Annotated in this window: 12 protein-coding genes; 8 read left to right on the top strand and 4 right to left on the bottom strand. The window is 69.5% G+C overall.

The genetic code is table 11. The features are described 5' to 3' along the window. The first annotated feature begins 21 nt into the window (after positions 1 to 21). Genes K3U94_RS18080 through K3U94_RS18095 form a run of 4 tightly spaced genes read left to right on the top strand, consistent with a single transcriptional unit; the run spans position 22 to position 4,547 of the window. Positions 22 to 729 (top strand): histidine phosphatase family protein, encoded by a 708-nt coding sequence (locus K3U94_RS18080; RefSeq protein ID WP_047321186.1) that lies wholly within the window; start codon positions 22 to 24, stop codon positions 727 to 729. A 12-nt stretch (positions 730 to 741) separates the two neighbouring features. Further along, on the top strand, positions 742 to 1,407 hold the full coding sequence (locus tag K3U94_RS18085) for a TMEM175 family protein (protein ID WP_220694604.1): 666 nt from the start codon (positions 742 to 744) through the stop codon (positions 1,405 to 1,407). 31 nt (positions 1,408 to 1,438) lie between these two features. Then, the gene (locus K3U94_RS18090; protein ID WP_220694605.1) at positions 1,439 to 3,469 is read left to right on the top strand and encodes an SDR family oxidoreductase; all 2,031 of its coding nucleotides are present in this window, start codon (positions 1,439 to 1,441) and stop codon (positions 3,467 to 3,469) included. A gap of 10 nt (positions 3,470 to 3,479) precedes the next feature. After that, positions 3,480 to 4,547, top strand: a complete 1,068-nt coding sequence (locus tag K3U94_RS18095; RefSeq protein ID WP_220694606.1) for a nucleoside hydrolase — start codon at positions 3,480 to 3,482, stop codon at positions 4,545 to 4,547. Positions 4,548 to 4,556: 9 nt separating this feature from the next. Here the strand turns inward: K3U94_RS18095 and K3U94_RS18100 are convergent, their stop codons facing one another. Continuing rightward, positions 4,557 to 6,152 (bottom strand): DNA polymerase Y family protein, encoded by a 1,596-nt coding sequence (locus K3U94_RS18100; protein ID WP_220694607.1) that lies wholly within the window; start codon positions 6,150 to 6,152, stop codon positions 4,557 to 4,559. Positions 6,153 to 6,163: 11 nt separating this feature from the next. Further along, the gene (gene imuA', locus K3U94_RS18105) at positions 6,164 to 6,868 is read right to left on the bottom strand and encodes a DnaE2-dependent mutagenesis accessory factor ImuA' (protein ID WP_220696861.1); all 705 of its coding nucleotides are present in this window, start codon (positions 6,866 to 6,868) and stop codon (positions 6,164 to 6,166) included. Positions 6,869 to 7,063: 195 nt separating this feature from the next. On the opposite strand from imuA', the gene K3U94_RS18110 reads away from it, so the two are divergent. Together K3U94_RS18110 and K3U94_RS18115 are read left to right on the top strand one after the other, a co-directional pair. Then, positions 7,064 to 7,918: an oxygenase MpaB family protein gene (locus K3U94_RS18110; protein WP_220694608.1), complete on the top strand. Its 855-nt coding sequence runs from the start codon at positions 7,064 to 7,066 to the stop codon at positions 7,916 to 7,918. Next, the gene (locus K3U94_RS18115; RefSeq protein WP_220694609.1) at positions 7,896 to 8,498 is read left to right on the top strand and encodes a TetR/AcrR family transcriptional regulator; all 603 of its coding nucleotides are present in this window, start codon (positions 7,896 to 7,898) and stop codon (positions 8,496 to 8,498) included. Before K3U94_RS18110 ends, K3U94_RS18115 begins: the two co-directional genes overlap by 23 nt. A gap of 14 nt (positions 8,499 to 8,512) precedes the next feature. Here K3U94_RS18115 and K3U94_RS18120 read toward each other — a convergent pair whose 3' ends face one another. Both K3U94_RS18120 and guaA read right to left on the bottom strand, forming a co-directional pair. Beyond that, complete coding sequence (locus K3U94_RS18120) at positions 8,513 to 9,427, bottom strand: phytanoyl-CoA dioxygenase family protein (RefSeq protein WP_220694610.1); 915 nt, start codon at positions 9,425 to 9,427, stop codon at positions 8,513 to 8,515. A 5-nt stretch (positions 9,428 to 9,432) separates the two neighbouring features. After that, positions 9,433 to 10,986, bottom strand: a complete 1,554-nt coding sequence (gene guaA / locus K3U94_RS18125; protein WP_220694611.1) for a glutamine-hydrolyzing GMP synthase — start codon at positions 10,984 to 10,986, stop codon at positions 9,433 to 9,435. Between the two features lie 89 nt (positions 10,987 to 11,075). Between guaA and K3U94_RS18130 the strand changes: the two genes are divergently transcribed. Further along, on the top strand, positions 11,076 to 11,810 hold the full coding sequence (locus tag K3U94_RS18130; RefSeq protein WP_047321177.1) for a beta-phosphoglucomutase family hydrolase: 735 nt from the start codon (positions 11,076 to 11,078) through the stop codon (positions 11,808 to 11,810). A gap of 10 nt (positions 11,811 to 11,820) precedes the next feature. Then, the gene (locus K3U94_RS18135; RefSeq protein ID WP_220694612.1) at positions 11,821 to 14,181 is read left to right on the top strand and encodes a glycoside hydrolase family 65 protein; all 2,361 of its coding nucleotides are present in this window, start codon (positions 11,821 to 11,823) and stop codon (positions 14,179 to 14,181) included. Positions 14,182 to 14,188 lie beyond the last annotated feature (7 nt).

The following is a 14,188-nucleotide window of genomic DNA, read 5'->3' on the forward strand; positions in this document are numbered from 1 at the left end:
TCAACACGGCAGGCTGTCGCCATGGGGAAGCGCACTTGGGGAACCGTATTCGCAATGTTGGCGGCGGCGCTGGCCGCAGTCCTGGTGCTCGGCGGCTGTTCGGGGACGCCGCACCCGCGCAACATCACCCTGACGCTGATCCGGCACGCCGAATCGGAAAGCAACGCCGCCGGGATCATCGACACCTCGGTGCCCGGCCCTGGGCTGACCGACAAGGGCCGCGTTCAAGCCCAGGAGATCGCAAATCAGCTCTCGCGCAACCACTACGACGGCGTCTACGCCTCCTCGATGCTGCGCGCCCAGCAGACCGCCGCCCCGCTGGCGCGCGAACTCGGCCGTCAGGTGCAGGTGCTGCCCGGCCTGCGGGAGATCAGCGCCGGCTGGTTCGGCGACAAGCCCGGGTCCATGGTGGACGCGGCGTATCTGCTGGCTCCGCTGGCCTGGATTCACGGTGAGCGGACCACGGCCATCCCCGGCTCGATCGACGGCAACCAGTTCAACGACGAGTTCGGCGCCGCGGTCCAGCAGATCTACGACGCCGGCGACGCCAACCCGGTGGCGTTCGCGCACGGGGCGTCGATCATGACCTGGACGCTGATGAACGTCAAGAATCCCCGTGACGAGCTGTTGACCGACCATCCGCTGCCCAACCTCGGCAAGGTGGTGATCACCGGCAACCCGGCCACCGGCTGGAAACTGGTGGACTGGGACGGGATTCGCGCGTTCTGACGCCAGGCGCCGATGAGCACGTCTGACGGCTCCGATGCTCCGGCCGGCTTGACCGACACGGGACGAGTGGAGGCGTTCAGCGACGGTGTCTTCGCGATCGCGGTGACCCTGCTGGTGCTCGACCTCAAAGCACCCGAGCACACCCCCGGACAGCTGCTGGATGCGCTGATCCGGCAGTGGCCGGCTTATCTCGGCTACGTCGCGTCGTTCGGCTACGTCGCGGTGATCTGGCTCAACCACCACCAGGCGTTCACCGCGATCAAACAGGTCGACAAGGGTGTACACCTGGCCAACATCGCGTTGCTGTTCACCACGGCGCTCATCCCGTTTCCGACCGCGGTGCTCTCCCGCGCGTTCATCGACGGCGCCGACACCCCCGACGCGCGTACCGCGGTGGCCCTGTACGCCGGCATTCTGGCGGCCATGTGCGCGAGTTGGCTGCTGCTGTTCGACCAGGTCAGCCGATGCCCCGAGCGGCTGGTCGCCGACGAGGCGGATCCGCGCGTGTTCGCCGCCCAGCGGTTTCGGTCGATGACCGGGATCGTCGCCTATCTGGTGGCGGGCGTGATCGGCGTGGTGTGGTCGCCGATGGTCGCGCTGGCGGTTTTCGTCGTGATGCCGGCCTTCTACGCGATCAACATCCCGGGCATCGGACGGCGAGACTCAACTCACCATTGACGTAGCCGACCCGAGCGACCACCATGACCGCATGCGTTATGTCGTTACCGGCGGTACCGGGTTTATTGGGCGGCGGGCGGTGTCGCGTCTGCTGGAGGCCAGGCCGGATGCGCAGGTGTGGGTGCTGGTGCGCCGCGCCTCGCTGGGCCGCTTCGAAGCCCTCGCCTCTCCGAACGGCCAGGCGTGGGGCGAACGGGTCAAACCCCTGGTCGGAGACCTGACAGCGGAGGATCTCGGGCTGAACGACACGGTGCTCGCCGAACTCGGCGACATCGACCATGTGCTGCACTGCGCGGCCATCTACGACATCACCGCCGGCGCGGCCGAGCAGCAGGCGGCCAACGTCGAGGGCACTCGCGCGGTGATCGGGCTGGCAAAGCGACTCGACGCCACCTTGTCGCATGTGTCGTCGATCGCGGTGGCCGGCAACTACGCCGGCGAGTTCACCGAAGACGACTTCGACATCGGCCAGGAGCTGCCGACCCCGTATCACCAGACCAAGTTCGAGGCCGAAGCGCTGGTGCGCTCGACACCGGGACTGCGCTACCGGGTGTACCGCCCGGCGGTGGTGGTGGGCGATTCCCGCACCGGCGAGATGGACAAGGTCGACGGGCCGTACTACTTCTTTCCGCTGCTGGCCAAGCTGGCGGCCCTGCCCCGGCTCACCCCGATGGCGCTGCCCCACACCGGACGCACCAACATCGTTCCGGTCGACTACGTCGCCGATGCGCTGATCGAGCTGATGCACGCCGACGGGTACGACGGGCGCACCTTCCACCTCACCGCACCGCGATCCATCGGGCTGCCCGACATCTACCGGGCCGTCGCTCGCGAAGCCGGGCTTCCGCCGCTGCGCGCCACGCTGCCCGGTTCCGTGGCGGCGCCGGTGCTCAATGTCCGCGGACGAGCCCGGGTGTGGCGCAACATGATGGCCACCCAGCTGGGTCTACCCGCCGAGGTGCTCGACCTGGTGAACCTGCGGCCGACGTTCGTCGCCGACGCCACCCGCGCGGCGCTGCAGGGCACGGGCGTTCGGCTACCCGAGTTCGCCGACTACGCGCCGAGACTGTGGCGGTACTGGGCGCAGCACCTGGATCCCGACCGGGCCCGCCGCGACGATCCGGCCGGGCCGCTGGTCGGGCGGCACGTCATCATCACCGGGGCGTCCAGCGGCATCGGCCGGGCCTCGGCGGTCGCCGTGGCCGAGCGCGGCGGCACGGTCTTCGCGCTGGCCCGCAGTGGCTCGGCGCTCGACGAGCTGGTGGCCGAGATCCGAGCCGCCGGTGGGCAGGCGTATGCGTTCACCTGTGACGTCACCGACTCGGCGTCGGTGGAGCACACCGTCAAGGACATCCTGGGCCGGTTCGAGCACGTCGACTACCTGGTGAACAACGCCGGCCGGTCGATCCGCCGCTCGGTGACCAACTCCACCGACCGGCTGCACGACTACGAGCGCACGATGGCGGTCAACTACTTCGGTGCGGTGCGGATGGTGCTGGCCTTGCTACCGCACTGGCGGGAACGGCGATTCGGCCACGTCGTCAACGTCTCCAGCGAAGGGGTGCTGGCCAACAGCCCCCGCTACAGCGCGTACGTGCCCACCAAGGCGGCGCTGGACGCGTTCGCCGACGTGGTGTCGACCGAGACGCTGTCGGACCACATCACGTTCACCACCATCCATATGCCGCTGGTGGCCACTCCGATGATCGCGCCGTCGCGAAAGCATCTGCCGGTCGGGGCGATCAGCGCCGAGCACGCGGCGGCCATGGTGGTGCGTGGCCTGGTCGAGAAGCCGGACCGGATCGACACCCCGCTGGGCACCCTGGCCGAGACCGGCAACTACATCACCCCCGGGCTGGCGCGCCGGGTTCTGCACCAGGTCTACCTGGGCTACCCCGACTCGCCCGCGGCGCGCGGCGTGGCGCCCAGTGACACCGTTGCATCCGTTGCGGCGCGACCGGCTCGACGCCGCCCGAAGCGGCCGTCGCGGGCGATCACCCGGGTGCGGGTGCCCCGCCCGGTCAAGCGGGCGGTGCGGTTGGTTCCGGGCGTGTACTGGTGAACCTGCGCCCGTGACGCCGCCCGTCTTCGCCGACTTCGACACCGGCGTCGACGACGCGGTCGCGCTGGTGTATCTGCTGTCCAGCCCGGATGCCGAACTTGTCGGGATCGCGGCAACCGGCGGAAACGTTGCGGTGCAGCAGGTCTGCCGCAACAACCTGGCCCTGTTGGAGCTGTGCGGGGCATCCGGAGTCCCGGTGTCCCAGGGCGCCGACGCGCCGCTGAACGGCCCGGTCCACACCGCGGAGACTCTGCACGGGCCCCAGGGGCTGGGATATGCCGAATTGCCGCCCGGCACCGGGCAGCTCACCGGATACGACGCCGCCGCGGCCTGGGTCGCCGCCGCGCGGGAACATCCGGGGCAGCTGATCGGGTTGGCCACCGGCCCGCTGACCAACCTGGCATTGGCGCTGCGAGCCGAACCGGCACTGCCCACGCTGCTGCGTCGGCTGGTGATCATGGGCGGCGCCTTCGAAGGCGAGCGGTCCGGCTGGGCCGAGTTCAACATCGGATTCGACCCGGAGGCAGCCGCCGAGGTATTCACGACGTGGGGAGCAGTTGCGCCGCAACGGCTCCCGATCGTGTGCGGTCTGGATCTGACCCGACATATCGCGATCACGCCGGCGATCCTGGCGCGGCTGGCCGCGCCGGCTGACAACCCGGTGGTTCAGCGAGGCTCGACGAAGGAGAGGCGAAGCTGGAACCGCCGCATCAACCCGGTGGTTCAGCGAGGCTCGACGAAGGAGAGGCGAAGCTGGAACCACCGCATCAACCCGGTGGTCCGGATGCTGAACGACGCGCTGCGGTTCTATTTCGAGGCACACGAGGCGCGGGGCCACGGCTACCTGGCGTATCTGCACGACCCGCTGGCCGCGGCGGTCGCACTGGAACCCGAACTGGTGACGACCCGCCCGGCTGCACTCAGGGTCGAGCTCGCGCCCGGGGCGGCGCGCGGGCGGACGATCCCCGACTGGGACGCGCGCCATCCCAACGCGCTGATCGGCGTCGGAGTCGACCCGGCGGTGTTCTTCGACCGGTTCGTGCAGCGGGTCGGCGCATTCGCCGGCCGGCTGGGCTGATAGCCCGGTTCACTCGTACACCCCTTCCAGATACCACCGCCGCAGCCGATAGCACAGCAACAGCGCCTGGCCGGGCGCTGCGCTCCCCGGCGAGTCCTCCAGCAGCGCCTGAACCCGGGCGGTGCGCCCGGATCCCGGCCCCTCCCGCTGCGGGTCCCACCAGCGTTCGTCGACCGACCAGGGCCCGGCCCACCAGCGCAGCCGGTCGTCGCGGCCCCGGGCGACCAGCCACGCGGGGTCGGCGGAGAAGAGTCCACGGCCGGTCACCCGGATCGGATTGCGTTCGGCGTCAAGCAGTTCCACCGGGTCGTCGAGTAGTACCGCCGGCGAGGGTTCGGGGAGGCGGCCGGGCCACGGCTGGCGCGGGTCGGCCAGCGGCACCGGCTCATCCCCCAGCGGGGTCAGGGTGATGCGCTCCGCGGGGCCGCGGCCGCCGGAGAGCACCGGCACCCGCACCGCTTCGGGGCCGAGCAGGCCCTGCACCCGCACCAGGGCGCGGCGGGCACGCAACCGGTCCTCCTCGCCCAGACCGCCCCACAGCGGTAGCTGCAGCGCCTCGGTCGCCGAGAGCACCTCCACCGGTTGCAGCCGCAACAGCGTCACCGGGCCGGTGGGCCGGTCTCCGGCTACGCGGCTGTTCAGCCAGCCGTCGAGCTGCCAGCGCACCCGATCCGCGGTGGCGTCCTCGGTCAACGGCTCGGCGCACCGCCACACCCGGGTCAGCTCTTCCCCGGTTTCGGTGACGGCGTGAATGGCCAGCCGGGTGCACCCGACCCCGGCGGCCATCAGCGTGCGGTGCAGCACACCGGCCAGCGAGCGGCCAGCGAACGCCGCGGCGTCGACCCGGTCGATCGGCGGATCGCAGTGCAGCTCGGCATCGAGATCCGGCGTGGGCTCCCGCCCGGACGGCCCACGTTCCGGCTCGGCGCGGGCGAACCGGTGCGCGGTGAGCGCGTCGGGACCGAACCGCGAGGTGACATCCGGGCGTGGTAGCGCAGCGAATTGCCCGATGGTCCGAATACCCAAGCGCCACAACAGGTCGATCAGGCCGTCACGTCCGGGTCCGGACAGGCTGGGCTCGGCGGCCAGCTGCCGGATCGACAGCCCGGACAGGAATCGGGCGTCTCCCCCGGGTGGCACCACGGCGCCGGCACGTGCGGCGAGCACCGCGGTGGAGAGCCCGCCGGCGATCCCGACCTGGCATTCGACATCGGCCGCGGCCACTGCGTCGACGAGACGTTCGGCGGCTTGCTCCTCGGAGCCGAAGGCCCGCACCGCACCGCGCACCGACACCACCAGCAGTCCGGGCCGCAACACCTCGGCGGCCGGTATCAGTTCGTCGACCGCAGTCAGGACCGGCTCAAACAGCCGGGCGTCGCGATCGGTGTCGGCGGCCACCACATGCAGTGCCGGGCAGCGGGCCGCCGCTTCTCGGCGCCGCAGCCCGCGCCGCACCCCCGCCGCGCGGGCGCCCGCAGAACAGGCGATCACCCGGTTGGCCAGGGTGACCGCAACCGGCGCGGTGGCCGGTAATCCCGCCGCGGCTGCCGCGGCGACCGCGGGCCAGTCCATGCACCAGAGCGCCAGTACTCGAGGGTCGGCCATGAGAAGGCTCGCTACCCGGCTCTGGTTCGCCCGGCCGCGCGTCCGGCGGCCCGCACCTCGAGCCGCACCGCGCCGATCCGCCCAAAGCCGGAGATGGCGCCGCAGCCCGTCATCTTGTCGCCTATGGTCTCGTAGCCGCTCACCCGGGCGTCCAGCTGCAGCGCCGTGCCCTGCCAGGTGCCGCCGGAGACCAGCAGGGCGCAGCCACGGTGGCGGGCGCGGGCCAGCACCACCCGGGTGCGCGCCGGCGGCACCGATCGGCCGCCCAGGCCGAGCACCACCAGGTCCATGCCGTCCATCAGCACCGTGGCCACCTCCACCGGGTCGTTGCCGGGGTCGGGGATCACCGCGAGCCGGCTCAGGTCGGCACCCATCTCGGAGGCGGCCAGCAGCCCGAGGTCCGGTTGACCGACGATGGCCGTGTTGCCGCCGGCCGCCGTCACCGTGGCCACCATGTTCAGCATCAGTGAGCGGGCCCCCGAGAGCACCGCCACCGTGCCGCGCGGCAGTCCGGCGGGCAACACCCCGGCCAGCAGCGACGGGACCGGCAGCACTGCCTCGAAAACCGGGGCCGCCGCGGCCGACGGTGCGGACCCCCGCCGGCCCGCACCCACCTTGCCCGACACTGCCGCCATCTGCCGACGCAGCTGTTCCAGCTGGTCGGCGCGATTTCCTCCGGAGTTATGACGTTGCCCCAAGTCCACCGCCGCCGTCATGATCGCCTCCGGAAAAACTCGCATATGTTCGAAACTATGTTCGATTGACCCCGAGTGAACACTCCCCCACCGACAACCGTCAAGCCGGATCCCCCGGCGGCGCAACAACGGCCTCGCGTGCCCCATCAGCACCGCGCCAAAGGCCGCCAGACCGAAGGGTTGGTACACAGTTCAAAATATGTAACACTGTTCCGCATGACCCAGTCCGTGGAGACCGACGCGGCTACCGATGCGCTCCCGTTGGGACCGCAGTCCCTGGTATGGCGCTACTTCGGCGATAACCGGATGTTCTTGATCGGCCCGCGGCCCGCGGTGCTGCAGAACATGCTCGCCGAGCTCGGCCAGGGCGTGCTGGACCACTCGGTGTTCTTCACCGACACCGCCGCCCGCGTCAAACGCTCGCTGCCGCCGATCTTCATGACCGTCTACGGCGCCGAGTCCGACAACCCCGGCCAGCAGGTCCGCGACTTCCACCGCGAAATCAAGGGCACCATGCCGGACGGAAACCGCTATCACGCCCTAGATCCCGAGACCTACTTCTGGGCGCACGCCACCTTCGTCGAGCAGGTGCTGTACTTCGCCGACACCTTCGTCAAGCGGCTGACCCCCGCCGAGAAGGAGCGGATCTACCTCGAATCGAAGACCTGGTATCGCCGCTACGGTGTCAGCGACCGGGCGATGCCGGCCGACTACGCCGAGTTCGAGCGCTACTGGAATCGGATGCTGGACAAGGTTCTCGTCGACCACCCGACCGCCAAGTACGGCGTCGGCTATGTCACCAAGGGCTTCCCCTGCCCCAAGGGGGTGCCGCCGACGCTGTGGCGGGTGATCGCGACAGTCTTCAATCCGCTCGCGGCGTTTCTCACCACCGGCGGCATGCCGCCGAGCACCCGCGCCCAACTGGGTCTGCCGTGGAGTGATCGACAGGAACGGCGCTATCAGCGGTTCGCGGCGGTCTGCCGGTCACGGCCGGTCAACTGGGCGTGGGATCATTTGCCGATGCGACTGCGCTACAACAAATTCGCCTATGCCGGCTACACCCGGGGCTGACCCGGCGACCACCGCCATCCTCGACGCCGCGGTCGTCGAGTTCGAGCAGCACGGCTTCCGGCGGGTCGCGCTCGACGACGTCGCTCGCCGCGCCGGGGTCAGCCGCACCACCATCTACCGCCGGTTCGCCGGCCGCGACGAGCTGGTCGCCGCGGTCATCGACCGGGAGAACGCCGCGCTCTACGCCGATATCGCCGCCGAGCTGAAAAACTCTGGCGCCCAGTCGAACTACTATGTCGAGGCATTCACCTCCGCGATCATGCAGTTCCGCCGGCATCGAGTGCTCAACCGGATGATCACCGATGAGCCGGCGCTGGCGCTGGAGCTCTCCCGACAGCACTACGGTGCGATCGTGGACCGGATGTCCGAAGCCCTGCAGGTGATCTTCCCGGCCGGGTTCGCCGAGCGCATCGGCCCGCAGGTGGTCACCGAATTGGCCGACACCATCCTGCGATACGCGGCGATGGCACTGTTATTGCCGTCGCGCGACCCGCTGGATTCCGTCGAAGACATCCGCACGTTCGCGACCGTGCATTTCCTGCCCAGTCTTCCCGCGGCGCTGCGCAGCATGCCGGTGTAGGGACAGCCCGCCCGTCAGAGCGCCGCGGCAGCAACCCCCATCGAGGCGGCCACCTCAGGCATGTACCGCTCCGCGAGCACAGTGGCGATAGCCTCGATCTCAGCGGACAGCGGATACATGTGGCGATATTGCAGCACCTGTTTGCCGATCAGCCCGAGCCGCTCGGTGAACGTCGGCGTGCGGCCCGGATCCAGCAACGGGCTGTTGAACGGGGCGCAGTCGGAGCGCTGAAACTCGAAAGCGGCGCTGATCCGCGGCGCGGCTCCCAGGCGGCTGCCGCGCCCACCCCAATGCAGCACTGCCTGGTTCCAGGCGAACATGGTGCCGGCCGTGGCGGGCAGCGCCCGAATGTCCTGCAGATTGTGGACGATCGCGTTGTCCGGCCCGTCCCATCGCCGCTGAACGAAACGATCATCGAGATGGGCGGGCAGCATGTACATGCATCCGTTGAGCGTGGTGGCATCGGTGAACGGGAGCCACACGGTCAGTGTCCGGGGCGAGTTGTCGTCATCGAGGGTGTTGATCAACTTGTCCCGATGTGGTCCCCAGCCGATGGAGTTGTCGCTGGGGTTGACGTGCCAGACCCAGAAGTCGGGCAACGCCCGATAGCCCTCACCCATCACGCTGGCGAGGAACTCCGAAAGTCCCTGGAAAGCCAGCCACAACTCGTCGTAGACGAAGGCGAAAGCCAGCGGGATTCCTCGTTGGTACAGCGTCGACACACCCGTGCGAATGGGGGCGACGACCGCTTCCGGGAAGGCGTCGGGAACCTGGACGTAGCCCTCGCGCTTCAAGTTGGCCAGCTGGGTATCGAGCTCGCCGACCGCCGCCGATGGGCGGGCGCCCCCGGCTTCTATTGACATCCCCGGGCACAGTTGCGCCCAGAATTCGCGACGCGCAACGTCGGCCGCCGAAAGCGCAGCGATCATCGTGACTACTCCCACTCAATAGTGCCGGGTGGTTTGCTGGTGACATCCAACACTACGCGGTTGACCTCGGGAACCTCATTGGTTATCCGAGTTGAGATCCGCTCCAGCACTTCGTAGGGCACCCGGGTCCAGTCGGCGGTCATGGCGTCCTCACTGGACACCGGCCGCAGCACGACCGGATGGCCGTAGGTGCGGCCGTCGCCCTGCACACCCACCGACCGGACATCGGCCAGCAGCACCACCGGGCACTGCCAGATCTGGTGGTCCAGACCGGCTGCGGTCAACTCCTCGCGGGCTATCGCGTCGGCCTGACGCAGCGTCGCCAGCCGCGGGCCGGTGACCTCGCCGACGATCCGGATGCCCAGCCCGGGGCCCGGGAACGGTTGGCGGGCAACGATCTCCTCCGGCAGTCCCAGCTCGCGCCCGACCGCGCGCACCTCGTCTTTGAACAGCAGCCGCAGCGGTTCGACGAGGCTGAACTTCAGGTCGTCGGGCAACCCGCCGACGTTGTGGTGGCTCTTGATGTTCGCGGTGCCGGCGCCCCCACCGGATTCCACCACGTCCGGATACAGCGTGCCCTGCACCAGGAACTCGACATCGTGGTCTCCCAAGGTGTCTCGCACCGCACCTTCGAAAGCCCGGATGAACTGGCGCCCGATGATCTTTCGTTTGCCCTCGGGATCGGACACCCCCGACAGCGCGTCGAGGAAGACCGCTTCGGCGTCCACGGTGACCAGCTTGGCGCCGGTGGCGGAGACGAAGTCGTTCTGCACCTGCTCGCGTTCCCCGGCGCGCAGCAGCCCATGGTCGACGAACACACACGTCAGCCGGTCACCGATGGCACGCTGCACCAGCGCCGCGGCCACCGCGGAGTCCACGCCGCCGGACAGTCCGCAGATGGCGTGGCCGTCGCCGATCTGTTCGCGCACCTGCTCGATCAGCGCCTCGGCGATGCTGGCGGGCGTCCAGGCGGCGTCGATGCCGGCGAACTCGTGCAGGAACCGGCTGAGCACCCGCTGCCCGTAGGGGGTGTGGATCACCTCGGGGTGGTACTGCACCCCGGCCAGCCGGCGGGCGCGGTTCTCGAACGCGGCCACCGGGGCACCCGCGGTGCCGGCCACCACGGTGAACCCGTCCGGCGCAACGGTCACGGCGTCGCCGTGGCTCATCCACACCGGCTGGGTGCCCGGCAGGCCCGAGTGGAGTTCTCCGCCGGTCACCGTCAGTTCGGTGCGGCCGTACTCACTGGTCCCGGTGTGCTCGACGGTGCCGCCGAGCGCGGCGGCCATGGCCTGGAAGCCGTAGCAGATACCGAACACCGGAATGTCGAGGTCGAACAGCGCCGGATCGAGCCGCGGGGCGCCCTCGGCGTAGACGCTGGCCGGTCCGCCGGACAGCACGATCGCCAGCGGATTGCGCGCAGCGATCTCTTCGACGGTCGCGGTGTGCGGGACCACCTCGGAGAACACCCGTGCCTCGCGGACCCGGCGGGCGATCAGTTGGGCGTACTGCGCGCCGAAGTCGATGACCAAGACGGGGCGAGACGATGGTGACGACACCGCAAAGAGTCTAGTGGCGGCAAAAGTCGGCCGGACCAACGGCGGGCATGGTGAAGTAGAGGCACACCGCCTCAGAAGAAGGAGAACATGTGCTGGGTCTGCCCGAAACGGTGCGTGCCTGCCTGTTCGACCTCGACGGAGTGCTCACTGACACCGCAAGCGTGCACACTCGCGCCTGGAAGGCCATGTTCGATGCCTACCTGTCGGCGCGCGCCGAACTCACCGGCGAACCGTTCGTGCCGTTCGACCCCGAAGACGATTACCGGCGCTTCGTCGACGGCCGGAAACGCGACGACGGGGTGCGCTCATTTCTGGCCAGCCGCGGCATCACGCTGCCCGACGGTGCCGACGACGACCCGCCCGACGCCGAAACCGTGCACGGTCTGGGCAACCGCAAGAACCAGGCGTTCCAGGTGACACTGCAGGCCGACGGGGTGGAGGTGTTCGAGGGGTCCCGGCGCTACCTGGCGGCGGTCACCGGCGCCGGCCTGGCCACCGCGGTGGTGTCGGCCAGCGCCAACGCCGGTGAAGTCCTGGCGCGCACCGGTCTGGACAAGTTCATCGGCGAGCGAGTCGACGGCGTGACGCTGCGCACCGAACACATCGCGGGCAAGCCCGCACCGGATTCGTTCCTGCGGGCGGCGCAGCTGCTCGGTGTCGCCCCCGCCGCGGCCGCAGTGTTCGAGGATGCGCTCGCGGGCGTGGCGGCCGGTCGAGCCGGCGGGTTCGGCTTCGTGGTGGGCGTCGACCGGGTGGGCCAGCGCGATGATCTGCTGAGCCACGGCGCCGACGTCGTCGTCACCGATCTGGAGGAACTGTTGTGAAAGCGGGCCGATGATCGCAGACGATTACTTTCCGATCGAACCGTGGCAGATTCGCGAAACCCACCTCGACCTGGATCTGCTCGGGCAGACCGAGTCCCTGTTCGCGCTGTCCAACGGACACATCGGCCTGCGCGGCAACCTCGACGAGGGCGAACCGTACGGTCTGCCCGGCACCTACCTGAACTCGTTCTACGAGGTGCGTCCGCTGCCGCATGCCGAGTCCGGATTCGGCTACCCGCAGGCCGGGCAGACCGTCGTCGACGTGACCAACGGCAAGATCATCCGGCTGGTGGTCGACGACGAACCGTTGGACGTCCGCTACGGCGAGTTGATCGACCACGAGCGCATCCTCGACATGCGGGCAGGCACCCTGACCCGCCGCGTGCACTGGCGCTCACCGGCGGGAAAACAGGTCAAAGTGCACTCGACCCGGCTGGTGTCGCTGGCTCTCCGCAGTGTCGCGGCCATCGAATACGTCGTCGAGGCCATCGACGAATTCGTCCGTGTGACAGTGCAATCCGAGCTGGTCGCCAACGAGGACCAGCCGCCGACCTCCGACGACCCGCGGGTTGCGGCGATCCTGGAGAACCCGCTGGAGGCCGTCGAACGCGAGAACACCAACACCGGCGCGGTGCTGGTGCATCGCACCCGCGCAAGCCAACTGATGATGGCCGCGGCCATGGATCACGAGGTCGACGTACCCGGCCGGGTTCAGGTCAACACCATGACGATCCCGGACGTGGCGGCGACCACCGTGGTGTGCGGCCTGCGTCCCGGGCAGAAACTGCGGATCGTCAAGTACCTGGCCTACGGCTGGTCCAGCGAACGGTCGCGGCCCGCGCTGCGCGACCAGGCCATCGCTGCGCTGACCGGCGCCCGCTACAGCGGCTGGCAGGGGCTGCTGGAGGCCCAACGGGCCTATCTCGACGAGTTCTGGGACGGTGCCGACGTCGAGGTCCACGGCGACCCGGACTGCCAGCAGGCGGTCCGCTTCGCACTGTTCCACCTACTGCAGGCCAGTGCCCGCGCCGAACGCCGCGCGATCCCCAGCAAGGGTCTGACCGGCACCGGTTATGACGGCCATACCTTCTGGGACAGCGAGAGTTTCATCCTGCCGGTGCTGATCTACACCGCTCCGCACGCCGCGGCCGACGCGCTGCGCTGGCGGGCCACCACGCTCGATCTCGCGCGCGGGCGTGCCACCGAGCTGGGGCTGTCCGGGGCGGCCTTCCCCTGGCGGACGATCCGCGGCCAGGAGTGCTCCGGGTACTGGCCGGCGGGCACCGCGGCCTGGCACATCAACGCCGACATCGCGGCGGCGTTCGAGCAGTACCGGGTGGTCACCGGCGACACCACGGTGGAGCAGGAGTGCGGGCTGGCGGTGCTGATCGAGACCGCGCGACTCTGGCGGTCGCTGGGACACCACGACCGGCACGGGGTGTGGCACCTGTACGGGGTCACCGGCCCCGACGAATACACCGCGATCGTCCGGGACAACGTCTTCACCAACCTGATGGCCGCCCACAATCTCCATACCGCCGCCGAGGCATGTGCCCGCCACCCCGATGCCGCCCACGAGCTGGGGGTCACCACCGAGGAGATGGCCGGCTGGCGACATGCGGCCGACGCGGCGCACATCCCCTACGACGAGGAACTCGGGGTGCATCCGCAGTGCGACGGTTTCACCACGGCCGCGGAATGGGACTTCGACACCCGCAACACCTACCCGCTGCTGCTCAACGAACCCTATGTGCGGCTGTATCCGGCTCAGGTGGTCAAGCAGGCCGATCTGCTGCTGGCCATGCAGTGGCGCAGCCATGCGTTCACCGACGAGCAGAAGGCGCGCAACGTCGACTACTACGAGCGGCGCACGGTGCGGGACTCGTCGCTGTCGGCATGCACCCAGGCGGTGATGTGCGCCGAGGTGGGGCACTTGGAGTTGGCCCACGACTACACCTATGAGACGGCGTTCGTCGACCTGCGCGATCTGCACGACAACACCCGCGACGGCCTGCATATGGCGGCGCTGGCCGGGACCTGGCTCTCCCTGGTGGCCGGGTTCGGCGGCCTGCGTGACGACGCCGGCGTGCTGTCACTGAATCCCGCGCTGCCGGACGGGATCTCACGGCTACGGTTCCGGTTGCGCTGGCGGGGTTTTCGGGTGACGGTAGACGCCAACCACAAAGAGGTCACCTACACGCTGCGCGACGGCCCCGACGGTCGGCTGACGATCAACCATGCCGGGGAGGAAATCGAACTGAGCACACAGTCGCCGACGACGCTGCCGGCCCGCCGGCGTGAACCGCTGCTGCCCACCCCGACGCAGCCGCCCGGCCGCGAACCGAAGCACCGCCGGGATGTCGCGCGCTAGGAGCCAC

Origin of the sequence: Mycolicibacter heraklionensis, from assembly GCF_019645815.1 — a bacterium.
Lineage (GTDB): Bacteria > Actinomycetota > Actinomycetes > Mycobacteriales > Mycobacteriaceae > Mycobacterium > Mycobacterium heraklionense.

Bases quoted from the DNA above. Each gene is read 5' to 3' on its own strand.
- K3U94_RS18080 (WP_047321186.1), top strand. From the start codon at position 22: ATGGGGAAGCGCACTTGGGGAACCGTATTCGCAATGTTGGCGGCGGCG.
- K3U94_RS18085 (WP_220694604.1), top strand. From the start codon at position 742: ATGAGCACGTCTGACGGCTCCGATGCTCCGGCCGGCTTGACCGACACG.
- K3U94_RS18090 (WP_220694605.1), top strand. From the start codon at position 1,439: ATGCGTTATGTCGTTACCGGCGGTACCGGGTTTATTGGGCGGCGGGCG.
- K3U94_RS18100 (WP_220694607.1), bottom strand. From the start codon at position 6,152: ATGGCCGACCCTCGAGTACTGGCGCTCTGGTGCATGGACTGGCCCGCG.
- imuA' (WP_220696861.1), bottom strand. From the start codon at position 6,868: ATGACGGCGGCGGTGGACTTGGGGCAACGTCATAACTCCGGAGGAAAT.
- K3U94_RS18110 (WP_220694608.1), top strand. From the start codon at position 7,064: ATGACCCAGTCCGTGGAGACCGACGCGGCTACCGATGCGCTCCCGTTG.
- K3U94_RS18115 (WP_220694609.1), top strand. From the start codon at position 7,896: ATGCCGGCTACACCCGGGGCTGACCCGGCGACCACCGCCATCCTCGAC.
- K3U94_RS18120 (WP_220694610.1), bottom strand. From the start codon at position 9,427: ATGATCGCTGCGCTTTCGGCGGCCGACGTTGCGCGTCGCGAATTCTGG.
- K3U94_RS18135 (WP_220694612.1), top strand. From the start codon at position 11,821: ATGATCGCAGACGATTACTTTCCGATCGAACCGTGGCAGATTCGCGAA.